Origin of the sequence: Vibrio sp. YT-15 (assembly GCF_033337445.1) — a bacterium.
In the GTDB taxonomy this organism is placed as follows: domain Bacteria; phylum Pseudomonadota; class Gammaproteobacteria; order Enterobacterales; family Vibrionaceae; genus Vibrio; species Vibrio alginolyticus.
In genome coordinates this window covers 101,781-123,755 of record NZ_JAWOQR010000007.1, presented here as the reverse complement: position 1 = coordinate 123,755, position 21,975 = coordinate 101,781, and the positions used below count along the sequence as shown (strand labels likewise).

General features: G+C 44.3%; 22 protein-coding genes. 9 read left to right on the top strand and 13 right to left on the bottom strand.

Translation table 11 applies throughout. From position 1 onward, the window contains the following. Positions 1-69: 69 nt before the first annotated feature. From R7D93_RS15100 to R7D93_RS15090, 3 genes are all read right to left on the bottom strand, one after another. Complete coding sequence (locus tag R7D93_RS15100; protein WP_025766654.1) at positions 70-1,662, bottom strand: ABC-F family ATPase; 1,593 nt, start codon at positions 1,660-1,662, stop codon at positions 70-72. 217 nt (positions 1,663-1,879) lie between these two features. Continuing rightward, complete coding sequence (locus R7D93_RS15095; RefSeq protein WP_005377562.1) at positions 1,880-3,919, bottom strand: cache domain-containing protein; 2,040 nt, start codon at positions 3,917-3,919, stop codon at positions 1,880-1,882. After that, positions 3,909-5,360 carry a sigma-54-dependent transcriptional regulator gene (locus R7D93_RS15090; RefSeq protein ID WP_025766656.1) on the bottom strand — a complete coding sequence of 484 codons (1,452 nt, stop codon included), beginning with the start codon at positions 5,358-5,360 and terminating at the stop codon, positions 3,909-3,911. The genes R7D93_RS15095 and R7D93_RS15090 overlap by 11 nt, the downstream gene beginning before the upstream one ends. A gap of 334 nt (positions 5,361-5,694) precedes the next feature. Between R7D93_RS15090 and R7D93_RS15085 the strand changes: the two genes are divergently transcribed. The 6 genes from R7D93_RS15085 (at position 5,695) to R7D93_RS15060 (ending at position 10,676) form a co-directional block, all read left to right on the top strand. Next, positions 5,695-6,513 (top strand): substrate-binding domain-containing protein, encoded by an 819-nt coding sequence (locus R7D93_RS15085; RefSeq protein ID WP_225496880.1) that lies wholly within the window; start codon positions 5,695-5,697, stop codon positions 6,511-6,513. Positions 6,514-6,519: 6 nt separating this feature from the next. Further along, positions 6,520-7,218 (top strand): ABC transporter permease, encoded by a 699-nt coding sequence (locus R7D93_RS15080; RefSeq protein WP_005389524.1) that lies wholly within the window; start codon positions 6,520-6,522, stop codon positions 7,216-7,218. 57 nt (positions 7,219-7,275) lie between these two features. Then, positions 7,276-7,995, top strand: coding sequence for an energy-coupling factor ABC transporter ATP-binding protein (locus R7D93_RS15075; protein ID WP_025766658.1), 720 nt, complete (start codon positions 7,276-7,278; stop codon positions 7,993-7,995). After that, positions 7,973-8,560, top strand: a complete 588-nt coding sequence (mobA, locus tag R7D93_RS15070; RefSeq protein WP_225496878.1) for a molybdenum cofactor guanylyltransferase MobA — start codon at positions 7,973-7,975, stop codon at positions 8,558-8,560. The genes R7D93_RS15075 and mobA overlap by 23 nt, the downstream gene beginning before the upstream one ends. Next, positions 8,557-10,335: a bifunctional molybdopterin-guanine dinucleotide biosynthesis adaptor protein MobB/molybdopterin molybdotransferase MoeA gene (locus tag R7D93_RS15065; protein ID WP_225496876.1), complete on the top strand. Its 1,779-nt coding sequence runs from the start codon at positions 8,557-8,559 to the stop codon at positions 10,333-10,335. Before mobA ends, R7D93_RS15065 begins: the two co-directional genes overlap by 4 nt. Positions 10,336-10,409: 74 nt before the next feature. Beyond that, entirely contained in the window at positions 10,410-10,676 is a 267-nt protein-coding gene (locus R7D93_RS15060; protein WP_005377584.1) for a DUF2960 domain-containing protein, read from the top strand. 203 nt (positions 10,677-10,879) lie between these two features. Here the strand turns inward: R7D93_RS15060 and nagK are convergent, their stop codons facing one another. After that, positions 10,880-11,788, bottom strand: coding sequence for an N-acetylglucosamine kinase (gene nagK, locus R7D93_RS15055; protein WP_005377586.1), 909 nt, complete (start codon positions 11,786-11,788; stop codon positions 10,880-10,882). Positions 11,789-11,962: 174 nt separating this feature from the next. Beyond that, positions 11,963-12,712 (bottom strand): tRNA-uridine aminocarboxypropyltransferase, encoded by a 750-nt coding sequence (locus R7D93_RS15050; protein ID WP_054576894.1) that lies wholly within the window; start codon positions 12,710-12,712, stop codon positions 11,963-11,965. A gap of 140 nt (positions 12,713-12,852) precedes the next feature. On the opposite strand from R7D93_RS15050, the gene R7D93_RS15045 reads away from it, so the two are divergent. Next, a complete protein-coding gene (locus R7D93_RS15045; RefSeq protein ID WP_031781345.1) occupies positions 12,853-13,668 on the top strand; it encodes a sterol desaturase family protein in 816 nt (271 codons plus the stop codon). A 103-nt stretch (positions 13,669-13,771) separates the two neighbouring features. Here the strand turns inward: R7D93_RS15045 and R7D93_RS15040 are convergent, their stop codons facing one another. From R7D93_RS15040 to R7D93_RS15020, 5 genes are all read right to left on the bottom strand, one after another. Then, positions 13,772-13,990 (bottom strand): hypothetical protein, encoded by a 219-nt coding sequence (locus tag R7D93_RS15040; RefSeq protein ID WP_005389537.1) that lies wholly within the window; start codon positions 13,988-13,990, stop codon positions 13,772-13,774. A gap of 48 nt (positions 13,991-14,038) precedes the next feature. Then, positions 14,039-14,419, bottom strand: coding sequence for a hypothetical protein (locus R7D93_RS15035; RefSeq protein ID WP_005377611.1), 381 nt, complete (start codon positions 14,417-14,419; stop codon positions 14,039-14,041). A 211-nt stretch (positions 14,420-14,630) separates the two neighbouring features. Beyond that, positions 14,631-15,044: an NUDIX hydrolase gene (locus tag R7D93_RS15030; RefSeq protein WP_225496873.1), complete on the bottom strand. Its 414-nt coding sequence runs from the start codon at positions 15,042-15,044 to the stop codon at positions 14,631-14,633. Next, positions 15,034-15,453, bottom strand: a complete 420-nt coding sequence (locus tag R7D93_RS15025) for an NUDIX domain-containing protein (RefSeq protein ID WP_053307086.1) — start codon at positions 15,451-15,453, stop codon at positions 15,034-15,036. The genes R7D93_RS15030 and R7D93_RS15025 overlap by 11 nt, the downstream gene beginning before the upstream one ends. Positions 15,454-15,660: 207 nt before the next feature. Continuing rightward, entirely contained in the window at positions 15,661-17,679 is a 2,019-nt protein-coding gene (locus R7D93_RS15020; RefSeq protein ID WP_225496871.1) for a methyl-accepting chemotaxis protein, read from the bottom strand. Between the two features lie 134 nt (positions 17,680-17,813). Between R7D93_RS15020 and R7D93_RS15015 the strand changes: the two genes are divergently transcribed. Continuing rightward, positions 17,814-18,308 carry an NlpC/P60 family protein gene (locus R7D93_RS15015; RefSeq protein WP_025998640.1) on the top strand — a complete coding sequence of 165 codons (495 nt, stop codon included), beginning with the start codon at positions 17,814-17,816 and terminating at the stop codon, positions 18,306-18,308. Between the two features lie 45 nt (positions 18,309-18,353). Here the strand turns inward: R7D93_RS15015 and R7D93_RS15010 are convergent, their stop codons facing one another. The 3 genes from R7D93_RS15010 to R7D93_RS15000 all read right to left on the bottom strand — a co-directional run bounded on the left by R7D93_RS15010 (position 18,354) and on the right by R7D93_RS15000 (position 20,825). Further along, positions 18,354-18,698, bottom strand: coding sequence for a DUF3802 family protein (locus tag R7D93_RS15010; protein WP_005377620.1), 345 nt, complete (start codon positions 18,696-18,698; stop codon positions 18,354-18,356). 190 nt (positions 18,699-18,888) lie between these two features. Then, a complete protein-coding gene (locus R7D93_RS15005) occupies positions 18,889-19,851 on the bottom strand; it encodes a GGDEF domain-containing protein (RefSeq protein WP_025766666.1) in 963 nt (320 codons plus the stop codon). Beyond that, positions 19,851-20,825 (bottom strand): response regulator, encoded by a 975-nt coding sequence (locus R7D93_RS15000; RefSeq protein ID WP_151514771.1) that lies wholly within the window; start codon positions 20,823-20,825, stop codon positions 19,851-19,853. The genes R7D93_RS15005 and R7D93_RS15000 overlap by 1 nt, the downstream gene beginning before the upstream one ends. A gap of 224 nt (positions 20,826-21,049) precedes the next feature. Between R7D93_RS15000 and R7D93_RS14995 the strand changes: the two genes are divergently transcribed. After that, positions 21,050-21,916: a fructosamine kinase family protein gene (locus R7D93_RS14995; protein ID WP_005377623.1), complete on the top strand. Its 867-nt coding sequence runs from the start codon at positions 21,050-21,052 to the stop codon at positions 21,914-21,916. Positions 21,917-21,975 lie beyond the last annotated feature (59 nt).

Here is a 21,975-nt window from a genome sequence, read left to right as displayed (position 1 = left end):
TTAAGGCCAAATATCAAAAAAGCCTCGCTAAATAGCGAGGCTTTTGCTTTTTAAACGCTTTGCGAGTAATTACGCGTCAACGCCACGAGATTTTAGGAACTCAGAGTAAGTGCCTTTAAAGTCTGTGATTTTACCATCGCGGATTTCGATAATACGCGTTGCTAACGAGTCTACGAATACACGGTCGTGAGAGACGAAGAACAACGTGCCTTTGTATTGCTCAAGCGCGGTGTTCAAAGATTCAATTGATTCCATGTCCATGTGGTTGGTTGGTTCGTCCATTAGCAGCATGTTTGGCTTGTGCATCATTAGCTTACCAAGCAGCATACGACCTTGCTCACCACCAGACAGTACTTTTACTGACTTCTTAATGTCATCTTGACCAAACAGCATACGACCAAGGAAACCACGAACGACTTGCTCGTCATCACCTTCTTGACGCCATTGACCCATCCAATCCGTTAGATTCATATCTTCTGCAAAGTCATGCGCGTGGTCTTGCGCGTAGTAACCGATGTTTGCATTTTCAGACCATTTGAACTCACCAGCACGCGGTTCAAGTACACCAGCAAGCGTGTTTAGAAGTGTTGTTTTACCCACACCATTTTCACCGATGATCGCAACGCGCTCTCCCACTTCAAAAATTGCATTGAAGTCTGAGAACAAGTCCTCTTCAAAACCTTGGCTCAGGTTTTCTACAATCAGAGCGTTACGGAACAGCTCTTTAGACTGTTCAAAACGAATGAATGGGTTTTGACGACTAGACGCTTTCACTTCGTCCAATTTGATCTTGTCGATTTGCTTCGCACGAGATGTCGCTTGTTTTGCTTTCGATGCGTTTGCAGAGAAACGCGCAACGAAAGTTTGTAGCTCAGCGATTTGTGCTTTCTTCTTAGCGTTGTCGTTTAGTAGACGTTCGCGAGCTTGAGAAGCCGCCGTCATGTACTCGTCGTAGTTACCTGGGTAAACACGTAGTTCACCGTAGTCCAAGTCAGCCATGTGTGTACATACTGAGTTTAGGAAGTGACGGTCGTGCGAAATGATGATCATTGTGCAGTTACGCGCGTTTAGCGTGTCTTCCAACCAACGGATTGTGTCCATGTCCAAGTTGTTGGTAGGTTCGTCAAGAAGCATCACATCTGGGTCTGCGAATAGAACCTGCGCTAGAAGCACACGAAGTTTCCAACCTGGTGCTACTTCACTCATTAGACCGAAGTGTTGCTCCATTGGGATACCTACAGCAAGAAGAAGCTCGCCCGCTTTGGCTTCTGCCATGTAGCCGTCCATTTCAGCAAACTGAACTTCTAAGTCAGCCACTTTCATGCCGTCTTCTTCGCTCATTTCAGCAAGTGAGTAGATGCGGTCACGCTCTTTCTTCACTTCCCATAGCTCTTTATGACCCATGATAACGGTATCGATTACAGTAAATTCTTCGTAAGCGAACTGGTCCTGGTTCAGTTTTGCAACGCGCTCGTTTGGATCGTAGCTTACGTTACCACTGGTTTGCTCAAGCTCGCCGCTGAGGATCTTCATAAAGGTTGATTTACCACAACCGTTAGCTCCAATTAAGCCATAGCGATTGCCTTCGCCGAACTTAACTGAAATGTTTTCGAATAGCGGCTTAGCGCCGAATTGTTGAGTAATATTCGCTGTGGAGATCAAAACCTTTACCTTAGCAATTGGGGTGTATTTAGAAAAACCGGGCAACGGTACTTGTTCATGCTACATACTGCAAGTGTTGTTTTTATTAATTCATCGCTAGTGAAACCATCGCAGTGCTTCTTCAAAGCAAAAAGCTCAAGCACAAATGCGTCATTGAATACAAAAAAGAGCCAGTATTATAACTGGCTCTTTCTTCCGTAATGCTTACAACAAGTGACTAAGCGATATTCGTCACCTCTAGGATCAGTTCGGCTTTTTTAGGTAAATAAATACTGAATTTACTGCCTTTTCCCCATTCAGACTCTGCTTTTAACTCACCACCCGTTTGGCTGAGAATACTTTGGGAGACCGATAGCCCTAACCCTGTGCCTTCTCGTTTCGTTGTGTAAAATGGCGAGAAGATTCGACTCAAGTTTTCTGGTTTAATACCGCAGCCCTCATCGATAACATGAATCGCAGCTCCTTTCACTTCGCCCTCTTCAATCCAGTCTTCACTGACTACTGTTAAAGTTCCTTTACCGCTCATTGCGTGAATGGCGTTCATTTGCAAATTAACTAAGATTTGTAGCAAGTGGTGACGGTTTATCTCAACGGACGTATGCGCTTGTAGGTCAGTCACAAACTCAACGTCGCGTTTCTTGGTGCCAGTTTTAACCAAGGTGATGCTTTCATCAATGATAGGATTGACATGTTGCCAAGTGATTTCATCTTGAACACCGCCTTGGCGACTGTATTGCAATAAACTGCGTGTGATATTGCGGATACGATCAATTTGCGCGTGAATCGCATCAATCTCTTCTTGTACTCGACTTGCATCGTCACCCAATTCAAAATGGATCAATTCTACGTTGCCAAGAATCACGGCGGTTGGGTTATTAATTTCGTGAGCAATCCCCGCGGTGAGTTCTCCCAGTGCTGCAAGTTTTTCATGAACAACGAGTTTGTCGCGGGTTTGGTTGAGCAATTGAATATGCAGTTCAAGATCTTGGGTTTTTTCTCTCAGGCTTGCCGTACGCTCTTGAACTTTGCATTCAAGTTGAGCTGCGGAGTTTTTCAGTTCAATTTTGCGCTCTTCTAGCGCGTCTAACATATCATCAAACTGTCTGGCTAACTGCGCAAGTTCATGATCGGCATCTAATCCTAACGGGCCAATCCGTTTTTCTTTACCTTGTTGGACCTGCTTCACCACTTTATGAATGCGTTCGATCGGTCGAAACAGATCATAAGAACCGCGATATACCATCACGCCGGAAACCAGCAATAACATAACCGTAATCAAGCTGATTTCGGCAATGTTCGTCATGTAGGCTTTAACGAATGGCCACATGAGGTAACCCGTATAAAGCATACCAATAACATTGTCGTATTGGTCTTTGATTGGTTGATACGCCGTAATATACCAAGCGTCATACACATAAGCGCGATCAACCCACTGTTCACCCTTCGAAAGTACTTGGTTATACACTTCTGCGCTCACGCGAGTGCCTATGGCGCGCCCTAGCCTATGATCGCTGTCTAAAGGAACGTTGGTGCTCACACGCAAATCATCGAGAAACACAGTCAACGTACCCACAGGGCGAAGGCGGTCATTATCACTTAAGTAAATGAGATCGCGGATTTGATCCACCAACACTGTACTGTTGTTAAGGAGCAAACCACCATCAAGAAAGCCGATCAAATCGTTCGCTTGGCTGTATACCGGAATCACGGTTCGACTGACTAACCCACGCGCCTCCCTGTCACCATCAGCAAGAATAGGCACTTCTGCTCGTTTGGCGAGTTCAGGATCGAGGCGTTCGAGTTCTTCTTTATTGAGTACATCAAAAAACGATTCGCGCTTGGTGAGATCCATAAAGCGGAATTTGTTTTCCATGGAATTAACGCGTTGGAAAGAGAGAAAATCTAAAGCATATCTTTTCTTCTGCTCTGTGACCCACTTTTGCAGGTCACCTTGTGGCGTTCCTTGATTAATGCGAATACGGAAATCGTACGAATCGGCAAACGCCCGCACGTAATTGGCTTGCTTTTGCTGTAACAACGTTACGCTGTTATTTGCAACACCAAGACGCTCCGAGACATCAAGCAGCGCATTTTGCCACGTGTAATGAATAGACCAATAAATGGTAATGCCGATCAGAGCTAACAACGTGAGGAAAATCGGCGCAGAGGTTAAGAATAACAAACGATAACGCACCATGGTTTTAAAACGGTGCGTCCATTTTGACAATCCTTTGTGCTGTGGGCCGTTAGTCGGCATATTCCTCATCCTCAGAATCCCATTCTTTGTATTTACGTTCTAAGGTCTTGCGAGCTACGCCCAAGTCGCGAGCAGCGGCTGATTTGTTGCCTTCGTGCAAGTTAACGACTTGTTTAATATGTGCTTTCTCGACTTCTTTTAACGTCCAGCTGTTTGGATAGCCCTCGCCAGTAAATTCTTTGCCTTCTTTAAAGGTTGGTAACTCAGCTGAGTGAGAAACAGTAATCGATACATTAGGCAGTGAATGCCCGCCATTCAGCTCTCGCCAATAGTGTGCAGGTGGTTTGCCAAGCAAGATACAACGCTCAATCAAGTTTTTCAGCTCACGAATGTTTCCCGGCCAATCGTACTCACTCATGGCTTCCATGTCCTCGTGCGCCCATTTGGGCGCGGGCATACCTAGCTCGCGCGTCAGCATGTTGCTGAAAAATGGCACCAACTCAAATAAGTCGGTTTTGCGCTCTCGCAGCGGACACACTTCAATTTTCAGAACGTTTAAACGGTAATAGAGGTCACTGCGGAAATTACCTTGATTGACCTCTTCTTGCAGGTTTCGGTTGGTTGCCGCTACGATACGGACATCAATACTGATCTCTCTTTCTGAACCGACAGGGCGAATCGTACGCTGCTCTAACACACGTAATAATGATGCCTGCATTGCAAGTGGCATCTCCCCGATTTCGTCAAGAAATAAGGTGCCACCGTTAGCAACACGGAACAAACCTTCACGCGATTTTTTTGCACCGGTAAACGCGCCCGATGTATGACCAAACAACTCACTCTCTAAAAGCTCAGGTGCAATCGCGCCGCAGTTGATTGGCACAAACGGGCCCGTTCGCCCACTCGCCTGGTGGATACCTCGTGCAACTAGCTCTTTACCTGTACCCGACTCACCTTCCACCAAAACAGAAGCGCGTGATGGTGCAAATTGGTTAATAAGTTGCTTAAGCAGACGCGTTTTTTCTGAGCCACCGATGATCTCTGAGGTATTGTGACGCTGGTAATCGCGTGTCATGGCGTACTGCATGCGTTCGTTCAAACGGCGATCCATACAGCGACTGACCGCTTTTAACATCTGCTCAAGGTTGAATGGTTTGAGGATAAAGTCGGAAGCACCGAGCTGTAGCGCTCGAATGGCAATTTCTAAATCCGCATAACCCGTCATAAAAATCACATCGGCACGTTTGTCATCATCTTCAAACGCTTCTTCCCACTCAATTCCAGAACGTCCTGGCAGATTAATATCCAGTAAGATCAGATCATAATGTCGAGAATTACGCAGTTGTTCTGCTTCTTCGATGCTACCAGCAGTATCGACATGTGAAAAAAGCTTACCCAATGCCTTTTTCAAGATGGCTTGCATGCCTAATTCATCATCGACGACCAGTACGGAAAAGGCGCTATATTGTTGGTTTGTACTAAGATGGGATTGAGTAGACATATTTACCCCAGATGGATTTCGATGGGACAGAGTGTACCAAGTTTAAACAGAGATACCCTACAAAAAGTGCGACATTTTGTACCAACGCAAACTTTTATGCAAATAACCCCATGATTTAGTGCATAAACCAAGCACTTTAAGCTTGTAAAAGGTTGGCATCTTGTTTGCTATAAGGTGGATACGGAGCGCATTTAAGTGATCTCAGGATGTTGATGTTTGCTTATTCCAACACCCTGAGACAACTTGCGTATTACGCTAATCGCTCTCGTCCAAAAAGGCTTCTCTCTAAAACCTGGAGAGATTCCAAAGAATCATTGGAAAGGAACACATAAAAATGAAAAAAATTGCGCTAACTCTGGCTGCAACGTCAATCACGCTTGTAAGTTACTCTGCGTTTTCTGCTCAAGACGGAGAACACGTTCGCCTTGCAACCACAACCAGTACTTACCATTCAGGTTTACTTGATTACCTACTTCCACAATTTGAAAAAGACACGGGCTACAAAGTCGATGTTATTGCTGCAGGTACGGGTAAAGCCTTAAAAATGGGCGAAAACGGTGACGTAGATTTGGTGATGACACATGCACCAAAAGCTGAAGGCGCATTTGTTGAGAAAGGCTACGGCGTTTTACCTCGCAAGCTAATGTACAACGACTTTGTGATTGTAGGCCCGAAAGCTGACCCAGCAACAATCAAAAATGACGAAGGCGTGTTAGATGTATTCAAAGAGATCGCAAACAAAAACGCAACGTTCATCTCTCGCGGCGATGATTCTGGTACGCACAAAAAAGAAATGGGCTTCTGGGCTCAAACTAAAATCGAACCGAACTTTGTTGGCTACCGTAGCGTAGGTCAAGGTATGGGCCCAACTCTAAACATGGCGTCTGAAATGCAAGGCTACACCATGACGGATCGCGGCACATGGCTGGCTTACCAAAACAAATTGGATCTAGAAATTCTGTTCCAAGGCGATGAAAAACTGTTTAACCCGTACCAAGTTATTCTTGTTAACCCTGAGCGTTACCCAACGATTAACTACCAAGGTGCGAAGGCATTCAGCGATTGGTTGGTAAACCCTCGCGGACAGGAACTTATCAATGGTTTCCGCCTAAACGGTAAACAACTGTTTGTTGCGAATGCTGAGAGCAAATAACGCAATATGAATCTTGCTGATACAACACTGGAAGCGCTTCGCTTACTGGTGAATTTTGATGCAGACCTATGGGAGATCGTTGCGGTCTCCTTTAGTGTTTCTATCACGGCAATATCCCTAGTGGTATTGCCGGCTATTTTGATGTCCTTTGTACTGGCGTATACCGACTTTCGCGGTAAATGGTTTTTGTTGTCGATCGTAAATACGCTGCAAGCGGTCCCTACCGTGGTGATTGGCCTGTTGCTGTACATGTTGCTGTCGCGTGCTGGCCCTTGGGGAGACTGGCAAATGCTGTTCACTCAGAAGGCAATGATCTTCGGCCAAATGGTGATCTGCTTCCCTGTTTTGGTATCGATGATGCATGGTGCATTACAATCTAGCGACCGTCGTGCAGTGGAAACTGCCATCACGCTGGGCGTCTCCATTCCGCGCTTGGCAGCTACGATGATTTGGGAAACCCGCTTTCCTCTACTTGCGGCTATCATTGCAGGGTTTTCACGTATCGTGACCGAGGTGGGCTGCTCAATGATGGTTGGTGGGAACATTATGGGCGTGACGCGAAATATTCCCACGGCTATCGCAATGGAAAGCAGTAAAGGTGCTTTTGCGCAAGGAGTTGCATTAGGAATTGTATTACTATCTTTAGCGTTGGCTCTAAACTTCTTCTTATCAAGTATGAGAGGCAAAGGCTACCTCAGAACATAGAACATAGAACATGAAGCAAACAAACGACTCACCATTAACCCCATGTCGAGGCGAATTATGACTATAAAAATCACCGCCGAACAGTTATCCATGCGCTTTAAAGAGCGTGTGCTTTTCCACATCCCTGAGTTAGCCATCGGCCCAAATGATGCCATTTATCTCAAGGGTGACAATGGTGTGGGCAAAACTACCCTACTCAAAATCCTTGCTGGCTTGCTCAAACCCTCTACTGGTGATGTTGTTGCGCCAAAAGATACGTGGCTGAAAAGACTGACGCGTCGCAATGGTCGTGTCGATGTGATTTATCTCCATCAATCCCCTTACCTTTTTGACGGCACTGTATATGAAAACGTAGTCTATGGAGTGAAATATCAACAAGACACGCAAAAAGATAAGCGAGCTCAAGTTATTCACGCGCTGCGCATGGTAGGTTTAGAAACCTTAGCGGACGAACATATTTCCGTGTTGTCCGGCGGTGAAAAACAGCGCGTTGCCATGGCAAGGGCTTGGATCTTAAAGCCGTCGATTTTATTGATGGATGAGCCAAGTGCGTCTTTAGACCAAGAATCCATTGAACGATTGGTGGTGATGGCGAAAGATCTTTTGGATCGTGGTTCCAGTATCGTGGTGACAAGTCATCAGGCCAACGCACTGACCGACTTATGTAAAAAACAGTGGTGGATTAAAGACAAGACTTTGATAGAGTCTCCTCTGTTGTATGTCATACCAAAAGAAACATCCCAAGAGAATGCATATGCTTCAACCAACACAAACTAGTTGGGTCATTTTGGCTGGTGGCCAAGCCAGCCGTATGGGTGGAAAAGATAAAGGTCTGATTGAGTTAAATCAGAAGCCACTCATCGAACACGTTATTGAACGTTTATCTCCACAAACTCCACGCATTTTAATTAATGCCAACCGAAACCAAGATGCGTACAGCAAATTTGGTTTCGTATTTAGTGATCAATTTAAAGATTTCCCTGGGCCTATGGGCGGTATTCACGCGGGTTTGATGCATGCTGAAACTGACTGGGTCGGATTTGTACCTTGCGATAGTCCACAAATTAGCACCGACCTTGTCGAGCGTTTCTGCCAGTTCGTCAAAGAAGACAGCGATATTTTGGTCGCGCATGATGGTGACCATCAGCAACCTGTTTTTACGCTCTACCACAAGCGCGTACTGCCAAAACTCACCGCATTTTTAGAACGTGGCGACCGCAAAATCATTCTGCTCTACAAAGAGTGCAACACTAGTTACGTTGACTTTAGCGACTCACCAAACTGTTTCGTCAACTTGAACACTCCGGAAGAACTGGCGCAATTTGGACAATTAGAATCATGAAACACACGCTAAACATTCCTATTCTTGGTTTTGCAGCTTATTCAGGCACAGGCAAAACCACGCTACTTGAAGCCCTATTGCCAAAGCTGACCGAAGCAGGTTTACGCATTGGCATGCTAAAACATGCGCACCACAACTTCGATGTCGATAAGCCGGGTAAAGACAGCTACCGTTTACGCAAAGCTGGCGCATCTCAAATGCTGATTGCTTCTCGCAACCGTTTTGCGTTAATGACAGAAACGCCAGAAGCCGAAGCGGAGTTTGAATTCCTATTAACACGTTTTGATGAAGACATGCTTGATGTGGTTTTGGTCGAAGGCTGCAAAAACATCGCGTTTCCTAAAATCGAATTGCACCGTGAAGAAGTCGGCAAGCCTTGGCTTTATCCAAACGATGAAAACATCATCGCTATCGCTTCAGACGGCGGCGAGTTGGACTCTGAACTGCCACAAATGAACATCAATGATCTTGAAGCGATTGCTCAGTTCGTTATTCAGTATGTTCAAGAAGCGAAAGCACCAAAAAACAAAGAGAAAGAAGCCGCATGTTGCGACACACTTTCTCCTGCTTTCCTTTCTGTGGTTCAAGGCCAAGAGAAAATCCTTTCTTTGGTGAACACGGTTTCGGAAATAGAAGCATGCAAGATTGAAAACGCCTATGGCCGCGTTCTTGCGGAACATATCGTTTCACCAGTAAATGTGCCGCAATACACCAACTCCGCGATGGACGGTTATGCCATCCGCAGTGATGATGTTGACCGTGATAGCTACCAAGTGGTTGCTGAAGTGATGGCGGGCCATGCTTACGATCAGCCTCTGGAAGTTGGTCAAGCAGTTAAGATCATGACTGGCGCACCAACACCACGTAACGGCGATACAGTGGTCATGCGTGAGCAAGCCATTCAAGAAGGTGACAGGGTCACTTTTAACGGTGCGAATATCAAAGCAGGCCAAAACGTTCGTCAAGCAGGTGAAGATCTCGCTATCGGCAGTGACGTCTTTACCGCAGGCACTCGCCTCGCCTCTCCAGAAATGGGCATGATCGCTTCGCTTGGCTTTGGTGAAGCGAATGTATTCCGAAAATTGAAAGTTGCCGTGTTCTCCACCGGTGACGAAGTACAAGCGCCGGGAACAGAGCAAAAAGCGAATTCTATCTACGATTCCAACCGTTTTACCATCATGGGCATGCTTGAAAAGTTCGGCTGCGAGATCTTGGACTTCGGTATTCTGGAAGACAACGAACAGTTAATGATTGAAGCATTGGAAAACGCATCGGCGCAAGCGGACGTGGTTATGACTTCTGGTGGCGTATCCGTTGGTGATGCGGATTACATCAAACTTGCCTTGGATAAACTTGGTCAAATCGATTTTTGGCGAATCAACATGCGTCCGGGACGTCCATTAGCGTTTGGTCAAATCAACAACAAGCCGTTCTTTGGTCTGCCGGGCAACCCTGTGGCAGTGATGGTTTCATTCATCAACTTTGTTGAGCCTGCACTGCGTAAGATGCAAGGCGAACAAGGCTGGAAGCCTCTGAAAGTGAATGCCATCGCGACTGAAAACCTTCGCTCTCGACAAGGTCGTACCGAGTTTAGCCGTGGCGTCTATGAACTGGATGCAACTGGCCGTTTAACCGTTCGTACAACAGGCAAGCAAGGCTCTGGTATTTTGCGCTCAATGAGTGAGGCAAACTGTTTGATCGAAATCTCCCCAGCTATTGATACAGTAAAAGCGGGAGAAAGCGTGACAATTATCCCACTTCAAGGCAGAATCTAGCTCAAACTAGAAATTCAAAGGTCAGCGAGTCTGGCCTTTTTGTTTAATACAGAAACCTTTTCAGAGAGACAGCTATGGCTCGCACCATTCTTTACACTTACAAAGACCAAGACAAAGAACTGACATTCTCATACCAGCAACACCGCAACATTCAAGAAGCAGTTGCCGAGGCAGAAGGTATCGATATCACTGAGTTCCTAAAGATGGAGCAACAAATCGAAGCAGTGTCTGACACTAAAGCGGTGCGCAACTACCGCGACAACTACTTCAGAAAATTAGGCTTTAGTAAAATCACCCTAGCTCAAAAAGAAAACCTAGGCGTAGGCAAAAAGAACAAATAAGCTTAGCTGTAAACAGAAAACTCGCGATTCGTCGCGAGTTTTTTATGCATGCTATTTTTTGTTCGTGCTCTATACCCAAGCATATAGAAGTTACTTGGGTATATAAGTTACTTCGATATACAAGTAAAAGCCCCGTTTTACCTTGATGGTCTAAACGGGGCTTTAAATTTCTTCTTACTTTGTATCGAGTAAGGTTTCAGTCACTACTTGATGTTTAAGAACGCAGCGCCGCGTACACCACCTGAATCACCGTGTTTTGCTTTGATGATCTTAGGACACTTAGCTACAGACAATAAGTGTTTAGGGATGCGTTTTGGCATCTCTTCGTAAATCAATTCGAAGTTAGATAAGCCTCCACCAAGTACAACGGTGTGTGGGTCTGTTGCAGTAAACAGGTTTGCAAAGCAGATTGCTAGCAGCTCCATAAAGCGCTCGACGTGCTCTACTGCTTTCTCTTCACCCTCTGCGTGCGCTTTAATAATGTCGATCGCTTTCTTCTCTTCGCCGTAGTAATGCGCGTAAAGAAGCTCGAAACCACGACCAGATAGGTAACTATCTAAACAGCCTTTGTTGCCACAGCCACAGCCAAGTAATGGTGCGTTTTCGCCCAGGTGGAACCATGCGTCGATAGGAAGACGTGTGTGACCCACCTCACCCGCTACGTGGTTGCGGCCAGAGAATACTTTACCTTCGTAGATAAAGCCACCGCCAAAACCAGTACCAAGGATCAAACCTAGTACAGATGGTTCATCTTGAAGATCTTCGTCCCACGCTTCAGAAAGCGCGAAACAGTTTGCATCGTTTTCAATTTTTACGCTGCGACCGATTTTAGCTTCCAGATCAGCACGAAGTGGTTTGCCTTTTGCCGCAGGAACGTTAACTGTTAGTACCGTTGCATCATCGGCGTCTTCCATACCTGGCAAGCCAAGACCAATCGTACCTTCGCAGCCAAACTCTGTATCGTATTTATTCACCAATTCCGCAATGGTATCAACCAGCAGCTCGTAGTTGTCTGTTGGTGTAGGTACACGTTCCGTCGCTACACGCTCAAGCTTCTCGTTAAATGCACCAAATTCAATTTTAGTGCCACCGACATCAAAGCCGTAATACATGTATTTCTCTCCTAAAAAATGCTTCAAACGACTCTCAAAATGGCTGGAGTCAAAAGTATAAACTGATGGCATTATCCATATCTGTACGCCTGCAAACCGTGACCGAATGCAGATTTATCCCCTCACCGAAGCCAGTTGAACAACATACCATCAACAAAAGCTCATTCCTTAGAGTCAGCTCTCGGTTTTCATCCACTCTTTGAAACGTTTCAAGTGAGGCTGGTTAGGGTCGTTTTTGACTCGAGTCTTGCTCAGCATGTAAGTTTCTCTGAAGGCTTCAAACCACAATTGAAGGCATTCCGCAGCTTTAGGCTCACCAGCTTGTTTTAAAACTAATGTCGCGACTTCGGCGGTTGAAAGATGCTGCTCATTCTCGGAGCGGCGCATGATGTATTCAGACAGAGATTCCGGCTCAATGGAAAGCACAGGCAAAGATTTAAGAAAATCAGAACGACGGAATATCTTTCGTGCCTCACGCCAGCTACCATCAATAAAGATCAGCAACCATTTTTTGTTCTCGACATCTTCTTTTACCAATCGCCCTGGCTCTAGATCTTCAATTAAACGAGAGGGATCATCCACATAGTCTGCAGGAAATACAATCACCGGTTGGTAACTGTCATCCTGTAGTAGCGCTAGCATCTCTTCAGACGGTTCTGTTCGGTTCCATTGATACACGTAAGTCTCTTGAATCGTATCAGCGATTAGACGACCGGTATTACTTGGCTTAAACACTTCGTTTTCAGAAACAATCAACATACATGCAATATTGGCCTTGATGTTTGGCTGAAGGTTGCACAAACAGTGTTGCTCAGAAACCTGGCAATATTGGCAACGAACCACTTTACATCCACGCGCGTTGAAAGGCTTGGTTGAGATAGATTGTCGGTACTGATATAAACGGTGGAAAGCGTGAATTCTCATGGTAAGTAATGCCAAGTAAAAAGTAGAGCGCGATTCTACTGATATTATGGTTTCGCCTCAAGATAAGCCCATCAGCAGTGTGTTGAAATAATTTCACTCTTATCTCGGTCATAGATAAAGAAACAAATAAGGGAATGACAGTGACAGAAACGACATTTCAAGAACCCTCATGGCTCAGATTAGGCTTTTTCCTTGGCGTATTATTGCTTTGTGCCATTTGGGAAAACAAATTGCCTAGAAAAACACTGACCGCTTCGCGCAGGTTTCGCTGGGTCAATAACTTGTCATTGGTCGCTTTTAACAGCCTAGTTATTGCTTTAATCATGCCTATCGCCGCCTTTCAAGCTGCGGTCATAGCTCAGGAGCAACAATGGGGGCTGCTCAATATTCTGTCCCTCCCCGCTTGGTTAAATATTTTTCTAACCGTCATTTTGCTTGATTTCGTCATTTACGCTCAGCATGTTGTCTTTCATCATGTAAAGCCGCTGTGGAAGATTCACCGAATGCATCACGCCGATCTCGACATAGACGTCACTACAGGCGCACGCTTTCATCCCTTCGAAATAATCATTTCAATGGGAGTAAAAATTGCAGCCGTGTTTATCTTAGGTGTTTCACCTATCGGAATTGTGGTATTTGAAATTGTGCTTAATGCGAGCGCGATGTTTAATCACAGTAATGCAAAACTGGCTTTATCCATAGACCAAAAACTGCGAAACGTCATCGTTACACCAGACATGCATCGCGTGCACCATTCAGTGATAGTAAAAGAGACCCACTCAAACTTTGGTTTTTTCCTTTCAGTTTGGGACCGCTTTTTTGGGACATACCGAGCTCAGCCTAAGTTGGGTCATGATGATGTTGTTATTGGTGTGCCGGAAATTAGAGACGAAGAAGAGCAAAGATTAGATAAGCTTTTAACGCAGCCCTTTCGCTACAATAAAGAGAAGAAGTAATGGTTGAAAAAATATTGTTGGATGAAGTATGTCAACAAAACGAATAGACCAAGCCTAAACCCCTGTTAAACACTACTTCATCCTCATGATGTGTAAGAACAGATTAGTTTTCTGCTAGCTGACGCTTTTTGTTTAACTGAGTAATACCAACAAATAAACCAACAACACCAAGCACTGCACATGCCAAAGCATTGGTGTTCATTACTTGCTGTGCCTCTATTGAGCTGTATAGAAAAGCAAGGCTGAAGAAAGTGGTGGCAAAGCTCAAACCTGTCAGTACGCTGAAACCAGCAAAACTGGCCAAGTCTTTAAAATCGTTCATAACGAGTCCCTGTTTACAATCCTTAATCGAGTGTTGTGAAAATAATAATTAACGAAATATTTGGCGCGATTGACTATGTTTTCGCGCATTCCATAACCAGATAGATACCCCAAATGAGAACCCTAAAAACAGTGTCTTCATTTGTAGGGCGACGTTGTTATCTAATATTTCTAATGTATAGTGAGCGTGGGAACTAAAGATAACATTGGTTATAAGAATCAATAACATAACGACTAGGCCAGAGCGGCGATGCTTGACCAATAGATACGCTGCTAATAAGTCCAATAGTCCCAAAGCGCTCCAATACATATTCAACCAGCGTGGCGCAAAATCGTAAGGTAAAAAGCCACCAACAATGTTGTCATAAAGATGAACCACTCCGCCAACTGTCATAAAAAGGCATAAGAGAAACACGACGAATTTATCCATTACCGTTTCCTTATCTGAATGAATGAGCAAAGCATATAGAAGTCACTTAAACATTTGTAATCTCATCGCCATTTTTGAGATCGACAGTGCCATTATCAACACGATGAGAACAGTAACGGCTGCTCTACCTTCTTTATTTGCTTCTAGTAGAAGCATAGTGTTTGCTGTGGCGTTTCGCCCAAATCCGCCAATGCAATGACAAAATCCTCCTTTAAATCACGCCTTGGTTTATCAACTCTCGTACCTTTTCCAGCCCGCGCTGAAACACAGTATGTGCATTCGCGGGAAGGCCGCTCTCGACATCGTGCCAGAAGAACGCAAAATCATATCCGCCATCGTCTTGCGTATGAAACAGCCATGAATTAGCGAGGCCAGCACACTCACACAAAACAAAATGCCATACTTGATTTTGAAAGCCACTGTCCCATGAGCATAAATATCGTGCGGAACGAACATGTGTGATACCAGACTCCTCAGCGAGCTCCCGCTTGGCTGCTATGATGTAACTTTCATCAAACACTTCAACAGTGCCCTTGACGAGCTGAACACCCGCCAACGGATGTTTAAAAAGTAGGATCTCTTGATTTTGATTACGTAGAACGACGGGGCAAACTTTATCGATCACAAAACCACTCCTTATGCTTCAAGCAAAAGGCTTTAGCTTTCTCTGGATATAAAGAAATCGAGTGAAGTTGCTCTACACGCACCCACTTCAAATGGTACTGATTAACATCTGATTTTCTGATTTGCTCTGGCCCACTCCCTAGTTTCACTTTTAAGTTCCCTACATAAGAAAGAAAATAGGTTTCTAAGCGACCTTGATTTTCGAGTTCCAAAACTTTCTTAACCGAGCCAAGTTCTATTGAGGTTTCTTCCAGCGCTTCTCTTTTAGCAGCTTCAACAGGTTTCTCACCTGCTTCAACACTGCCGCCAGGGAAAACCCAATACTGTCTGTCGTTTCGAACGCGGTGGATAAGCAAAAGCTCTTGGTGATGATTAACTAGTATGAGGCTGGCTCTTTGTGATAACTGCATGATTCATTCCTTTGAATTCTGGCGACATTCTAGTCAACGAGTCCCTCGAACAAAGCATTAACATCACGTTGTGATAACTAAACCCTTTAGAAATGAACGAGATGAGATGTAACTCACTTTTGCAATGCAAATAGGGGCCATTGAATGGGTAGCCGTAACAAAAAAGCAGAACCGAGGTTCTGCTTTTAGTCGGTGGAAACATCTCATTTACTTGGTCTGATGAAGCTCATACTTGTGCAGCATTGCTTGCTGGTGCCCGGCAATTTCCGCCACTTGCTCAGAACTCTCAACCATAGACTCAAGCTGCAGCTTTGTGCGTTCGCCAAGATCAGAAATATGCGTGATGGATTGAGATACATCTGCCGTCGCTCGTTCTTGTTCTTCTGTAGCAACTGAGATTTGCTCAACACGTTCTTGAATGTGCTTAACCGCGAGGTTGATATCAGAAAATGTCGATTTCACTTCATTGCTGGACTGTAGCGCGTGGGTCATTTCTTCTCTTGAATCATTAACTGCTTGGCGCGAACGCTCTGCGGCAGTAATAAGCTCGCTCATCATTTCTCGGATGTTCGTAGTTTGTTGAGAGGTATCACTTGCAAGTTTGCGAACTTCATCAGCGACAACCGCAAATCCACGCCCTTGCTCACCAGCACGGGCAGCCTCTATTGCCGCGTTGAGAGCAAGTAAGTTGGTGTTGTCCGCGATCCCACTGATCATATCGACCATTTCACGAATCTGTTTTACACGCTGGTCTAGCTCTAACATTGACTGTTCATTTACATCCAAAGAGCTTTCTAATGACTCCAAACGTTCGCGGTTTTGTTCCACGACTTGAACCCCTTTTTCAGTGTGTTGGGTTGCAAGGAGCGAGTCCTGTGAAGATGCATTTGTCACCATTGCTATTTCACGAATAGAGGCTTCAAGCTGCGTTATGGTCGTGATCATACTCGACAACGCTTCATTTTGTGTTGCCAACCCATCACTTGTTTGTTCGGCTGCACTGTGACTTACTTCTGCCGTCTTATAAAGCGTTTCACAATTGCGCGTCACCGTTTGAATGGAGTCATGAGTGGAATCGATTACTTGATTCAACTTTCGTGCTACTTCCTTCAGCTCATAGGGGCCGACTTCTTCTGCCTTGTCACGAAAATCATGTTCGGTAAGTGCTGAAAGACGCGTTAGTACATTCCTTAACCCTCGGTTTGTCCATGACTTTAGGCTAAACCAAGTAACCAGAATAATAAAAGAAATCACACACGCCGCAAACACGAGCACAACGCTCACCGATTCAATGGTCTCGTTGACCACCCGCTCCTTTTCATCGATCAACTGACCAGCGGTTTGGGAGATTTGATCAAGTAACCGCATGGTTTCATCCGCAAGCATCGAAGCCTGTTTAAACTCTGAACGTTGCAATTCCCCTTGTTCTAGTTTGGCGAGGATCAAACGCAGCACGCCCTTTTCACTAAAGCCTTGTTTCACCATCTCATATGGTGCGGTTAAGCTTGCATATTCACTTACTTCAGGATGGAAAGATTGGAAGTCTTCATAGGCGAGTTTAATACCTGCTATGCGATTTCGCATTTCTCGGTATTCTTTTTCGGCTTTGTTTAATTCTGAGTGCATCATCATGACTAAGAACGTACTTTCCATTGAGCTTGCAGAAGCAATGAAACGGTTAGCGGCATCGCTCGACTCAGGATTATCAGCACTAAGGAACGAACTGATTCGATTCATTTCCGGGCCGATAGAGCTAAGCCCATAGCGAAAACCACCAACAGCGGCATCAATATCCATTTGAATTTGTATCACCGAAGATTGCTTCAACAAAATGGACTGCGTGATGTTATGTAAACGCGCTAGTTTGGTGTCTAACTCCTCCGAGAGTTGCTGAGCTACACCAGACGCTTTCACAACCAAAGTTGTGCTTTGAGTTGCAAGAGAGTCGATTTGCTCTTTTATGAGAGGCAACTCTTTCGGCTCAGTAATCTGCATACCATGGTTGAGTAGCTTAACCATCTCCAATACATTCCTGGTTAACTTTGCGTTTGCCATCGCGATTGGTAATGCTTTTTGCGACAAGTCTTCAAATTGTTCCCCTACCTGTTCCATTCCTTTGAAACTTGAGACAGAAAGGGCTATAACAAGAGCAATGATAGTTAAAAATGTTGCACTGACAGCCTGAATCAGTGAAAGTGATGTGCGTGAGCGTTTTCGCTTTGCCATAATCAATTTTTATTCTTTCTTAAGGTTGAATCGGTTCTGCAGTGATTCCGTCACATTTGTGAGACAAAACCGTGATTTGCAGCCCATACTATGGATTGGTTATGACACTAATATTTCAGTTGTGAGTCATAGAGATGACAGGTGGTGATTTGCGTCGAGTATATTTTCCTTTGATAATCAGTGTGCTACTAAGCGCCTGCTCTTCTGGGCCTGAGCCTAGTGAGCAAGCACAGGTGACAACACCTACAAATCAGCTATTGTCGGACAACCCAGACTTGTTCGACTTTTACACAGAGTGGCACGGCACGCCTTATCGCTTAGGCGGGACACAGAAATCTGGAATTGATTGCTCAGCATTTGTACAAAAAGCGTTTATTGAGGCTTATCAGCTCTCGTTACCAAGGACAACGAAGCAGCAATCAAAGCAAGGTGTGGAGTTAAGTTGGACGGATGCCAAGCAAGGGGATCTAGTGTTTTTTAAAACAAGACGTACAACTTATCATGTCGGAATTTACTTGGGTAACAAGCAGTTCATGCATGCATCGACGTCTAGAGGTGTGATTATTTCAAGAATCGACAACCCATACTGGGCATCTAAGTTTTGGCAAATAAGAAGAGTTACAATGTAACTCCTCTCACTCTTTAACCGGACATTGCTGTAAGTTAAAACAATATCAGTCGTAAGTCGCAACAGCATTATCGAACAGATTTTTGACCAGAGCGATGTATTCATCAAGGAACGTGATCTGTTCATTGGTCGCTTTTTTATGCCATACCCCAGCCAATATCTCACCAAGATCTTCAACAACTGCATCAGCCTCTTTCAACAATTTGAAGCGTACGCTCGAGTGAAGTTCTGGATTTTGCTCAAAAATCGCCATGATGTTTGAAGCCACCATATCGGTGACAACATCTTCGATGCTTTCGGATCCAGTGTCGCCAATTTCGGTCGTAAAAATATCTAGATTTAGAGACAAGTGCTCGATAAGAGCGAGATATCCATCGGTTTCTAAAACCACTGTTTTTCTCCGTTTATTGCAAGCCTTCGAAGCTGAAAGCAGAATAGTTTCAATAGTAAGACATGCCGAGAAAATTTCATTAACTTATTTCATATTAACAAACATTCACGAGCCAACTGGATGATTTTCAAACAATTGAGCTTTGCTTCACTGAATTCGGATACAGGGTTTCTTCAAACCTTTTTATATTTCAGTCATTTTCATGCAAACAGGTTTGGTTACGACCATTTTCTTTTGCACGATACAGCGCAGCATCGGCACTCTTTAACCATTGAGTGTGAGTTTCAAAATAAGGCTTATACTCGCAAACACCAATACTTATCGTGTAATTAATCAAAAAATCTTCCACTTTCACGATCTCTTGCTCAATTCTTTTGCGCAAACGCTCTGCGAAATAGCAAGCTTGCTCCTGGTTTGTGTGAGGAAGTAGTACCGTAAACTCTTCACCACCAAAACGACCGCAGATGTCACTGCTTCTTGCTGTTTTTCTCAACAAGGCAGAGGTTCGACGAATGACTTCGTCCCCTGTCGGGTGACCATAAGTATCATTCACCTTCTTAAAGTGGTCGATATCGAATATTACTAATGAGCATGGTCCGTCGATAACTTTTAAGTGAGCAAACTCATCTTTCAATGATTGCTCCCAATAAGCGCGATTAAATAAACCTGTTAAACCATCTTTGCGACTGATTTCCGACAAATGTTGATTTGTTTCTTTCAAATGAATGCGATTTCTCGCAGTTTCAGAAACATCATTGACTTGAATCGCTATGTGGCTGACCTCTCCTGAAAGCCCAATTAACGGCGTGATCACGATATCTTGATACATAAAATCACTGCTGTTTGAAACCGGAGAAAAATTGTTGAACTTAAAAAGGTACGGTCGGTTTTCCCAGCTAGAAAAAGAACGAGTTTCCAGATCGGCGGCAGCTTTTATCTTGGTTTCTAGCCAAGTTCTTGGCAGCTCTTCAAAATGCTCAAATAAACATTCACCAAGAATTTCTTGTGATAGAACGCCACTGTATGACTGCATAAAACTGTTCCACACACACACTTTATACTCTTGATCCAAAACAATAAGCCCTGAATCCATCGTATCGAGAATTTGTGTGACCCAATGAAAGTCTGCTATGTCCAGCGTGATATCGGACATTAGATTAGCTCCATGATTTCATAGATTATTTCTACGGATGGCTTATCAATTAAAAACAGTACCTCGCACTCGAAATCGAGCGCTTCTGCCATGTAGGTGTATTCGATAGTAAAGAGCTCACCCAACTCGCCTTGCTCTTCACAATAAGGTGTTAAGGTATCCACAATGCCTGGCTGACGAAGTGAGAACTGCTTGTCGAGTTGATCGCCCAATGATGTGAGAAATGACGAGACCAGTAGGTTAGAGATATTCAAGATGATTTCATTATGAGGCGTAAACTCAAGGAGGTAACCTAATTTTTCCCCAATCTGATTGATATCCCTACCACGTAAGCACACCAGTGCCTCTCCGTGAATACCACCACCGACAAACCTCTGCGCTACCGCAACGGAACTGTCACGCCCAACCACATCAACCAGTGTCATATGAAGCTCGCCGTAGGACAAAGGTCCAACATGAGGAACAGGAAGTTGGATGAACTCATGTAAATGGTCGGCCATAATCGCAGCCCCTTTACCAAGGGCAATGTTCGCAATTTCACGGAATTTGGCTAGTAAGGAAAGCTCTTCGCAACCCTGGCTTTTAGAATCAACCGAATGACTAGGTTTGAACGCATAATGCAGCCCTAATTGTTCGTATAGTGGGAGCACCTGCTCTTCTGTCAGAGGCTTAGCGATAAAAGCTTGAGCACCAAGATCGAGACAGCGCTGTTTTGCCTCTTGTTGAACATCTCCAGAAATAATGACGATTTTGGTCGCGTACTGACTAACAGGTAATGATTCGAGGACCTCAAAACCATCCATTATGGGCATCGTTAAATCGAGAAACAAAATATCGATATTTTGCTCAGCAAGAATATTAAGCGCCTCATAACCATCTTGCGCTTCAATAAGATGCAATGATGTATCTTGTACGATAGAACGCGCAATAAGCTTTCTTGCAACAGCTGAGTCATCACATATCAGTATTTTCATGCCACCAATGGAACTAACGTCAAAAAAATCATAATACCTGTTGTAAACGTTCATCTCCATATGCTAAGCCAACAAATCAGAGGCTTATAAGCGATTTGATTCACATTTATACAAATTGACTACACTAAGAGGAAGGTTTCTTTACTAAGTATGCTCAACATAACGCCAACTCCCTGCTATTTATCCTAAACTATTGGTGGTCAAATAGATTCGCGAGGTTTTGTATGTGGCAAGCAATATCGCAACAGCTTTCTGATACTTTATTGTTCGATTACCAGATCACGGAAAAAGTAAGGCTGTCTGGTGGGGATATCAGTGAAAGCTACATGATCAATGATGGTGAGCAACGTTATTTTGTGAAAATTAACGATCGCGAGTTTTTGTCTAAGTTTGAGGTAGAAGCTGAAAGCCTGCATCTTTTGCGTGAAACATCCACCCTATTTGTACCTGAGGTGGTATTGGTTGGTAAAACCAAAAATGCCTCATTCCTAATTCTTAACTACCTTCCAACGAAACCATTAGAAGATGGTCCCAACAGCTTTAAATTTGGGCAACAATTAGCTCACCTACACCAGTGGGGCGAGCAAAAAGAGTTTGGTTTTGATACCGACAACTATCTCGGTTCGACTCTACAGCCCAACAAATGGCACAAGAAATGGTGTGTATTCTTTGCTGAGCAACGCATAGGTTGGCAATTACAGCTCCTTAAAGAAAAAGGCGTCACCTTGGTTGATATCGATGACTTTATCGATGTCGTAAAACAGCGGCTAGCAAACCATGCTCCGGAACCTTCTTTGTTGCATGGCGATTTATGGAATGGAAATGCGGCACTCACTGCATTCGGTCCTATCTGTTACGATCCTGCGTGCTATTGGGGGGACAGGGAGTGTGATATTGCGATGACAGAGCTTTTTGGTGGATTTCAACCAGAATTTTATCAAGGCTACGAATCGGTTATGCCACTTTCTTCAAGCTATGAGGAACGTAAAGATATCTATAACCTTTACCATGTTCTCAACCATTGTAATTTGTTTGGCGGCCATTACTTGGAACAGGCTCAACTGGTTATTAATAAAATCATTTCTTATTAATTTGGAAGCCACTGCATATTTCAAGATGTAAAATCTCGAGGCACATCACTACAGAAAAT

Coding starts and splice junctions, on each gene's coding strand:
- R7D93_RS15095 (WP_005377562.1), bottom strand. CDS start 3,919: ATGCCGACTAACGGCCCACAGCACAAAGGATTGTCAAAATGGACGCAC.
- R7D93_RS15090 (WP_025766656.1), bottom strand. CDS start 5,360: ATGTCTACTCAATCCCATCTTAGTACAAACCAACAATATAGCGCCTTT.
- R7D93_RS15085 (WP_225496880.1), top strand. CDS start 5,695: ATGAAAAAAATTGCGCTAACTCTGGCTGCAACGTCAATCACGCTTGTA.
- R7D93_RS15080 (WP_005389524.1), top strand. CDS start 6,520: ATGAATCTTGCTGATACAACACTGGAAGCGCTTCGCTTACTGGTGAAT.
- R7D93_RS15075 (WP_025766658.1), top strand. CDS start 7,276: ATGACTATAAAAATCACCGCCGAACAGTTATCCATGCGCTTTAAAGAG.
- mobA (WP_225496878.1), top strand. CDS start 7,973: ATGCTTCAACCAACACAAACTAGTTGGGTCATTTTGGCTGGTGGCCAA.
- R7D93_RS15065 (WP_225496876.1), top strand. CDS start 8,557: ATGAAACACACGCTAAACATTCCTATTCTTGGTTTTGCAGCTTATTCA.
- R7D93_RS15060 (WP_005377584.1), top strand. CDS start 10,410: ATGGCTCGCACCATTCTTTACACTTACAAAGACCAAGACAAAGAACTG.
- nagK (WP_005377586.1), bottom strand. CDS start 11,788: ATGTATTACGGCTTTGATGTCGGTGGCACTAAAATTGAATTTGGTGCA.
- R7D93_RS15050 (WP_054576894.1), bottom strand. CDS start 12,712: ATGAGAATTCACGCTTTCCACCGTTTATATCAGTACCGACAATCTATC.
- R7D93_RS15040 (WP_005389537.1), bottom strand. CDS start 13,990: ATGAACGATTTTAAAGACTTGGCCAGTTTTGCTGGTTTCAGCGTACTG.
- R7D93_RS15035 (WP_005377611.1), bottom strand. CDS start 14,419: ATGGATAAATTCGTCGTGTTTCTCTTATGCCTTTTTATGACAGTTGGC.
- R7D93_RS15025 (WP_053307086.1), bottom strand. CDS start 15,453: ATGCAGTTATCACAAAGAGCCAGCCTCATACTAGTTAATCATCACCAA.
- R7D93_RS15020 (WP_225496871.1), bottom strand. CDS start 17,679: ATGGCAAAGCGAAAACGCTCACGCACATCACTTTCACTGATTCAGGCT.
- R7D93_RS15015 (WP_025998640.1), top strand. CDS start 17,814: ATGACAGGTGGTGATTTGCGTCGAGTATATTTTCCTTTGATAATCAGT.
- R7D93_RS15005 (WP_025766666.1), bottom strand. CDS start 19,851: ATGTCCGATATCACGCTGGACATAGCAGACTTTCATTGGGTCACACAA.
- R7D93_RS15000 (WP_151514771.1), bottom strand. CDS start 20,825: ATGAAAATACTGATATGTGATGACTCAGCTGTTGCAAGAAAGCTTATT.
- R7D93_RS14995 (WP_005377623.1), top strand. CDS start 21,050: ATGTGGCAAGCAATATCGCAACAGCTTTCTGATACTTTATTGTTCGAT.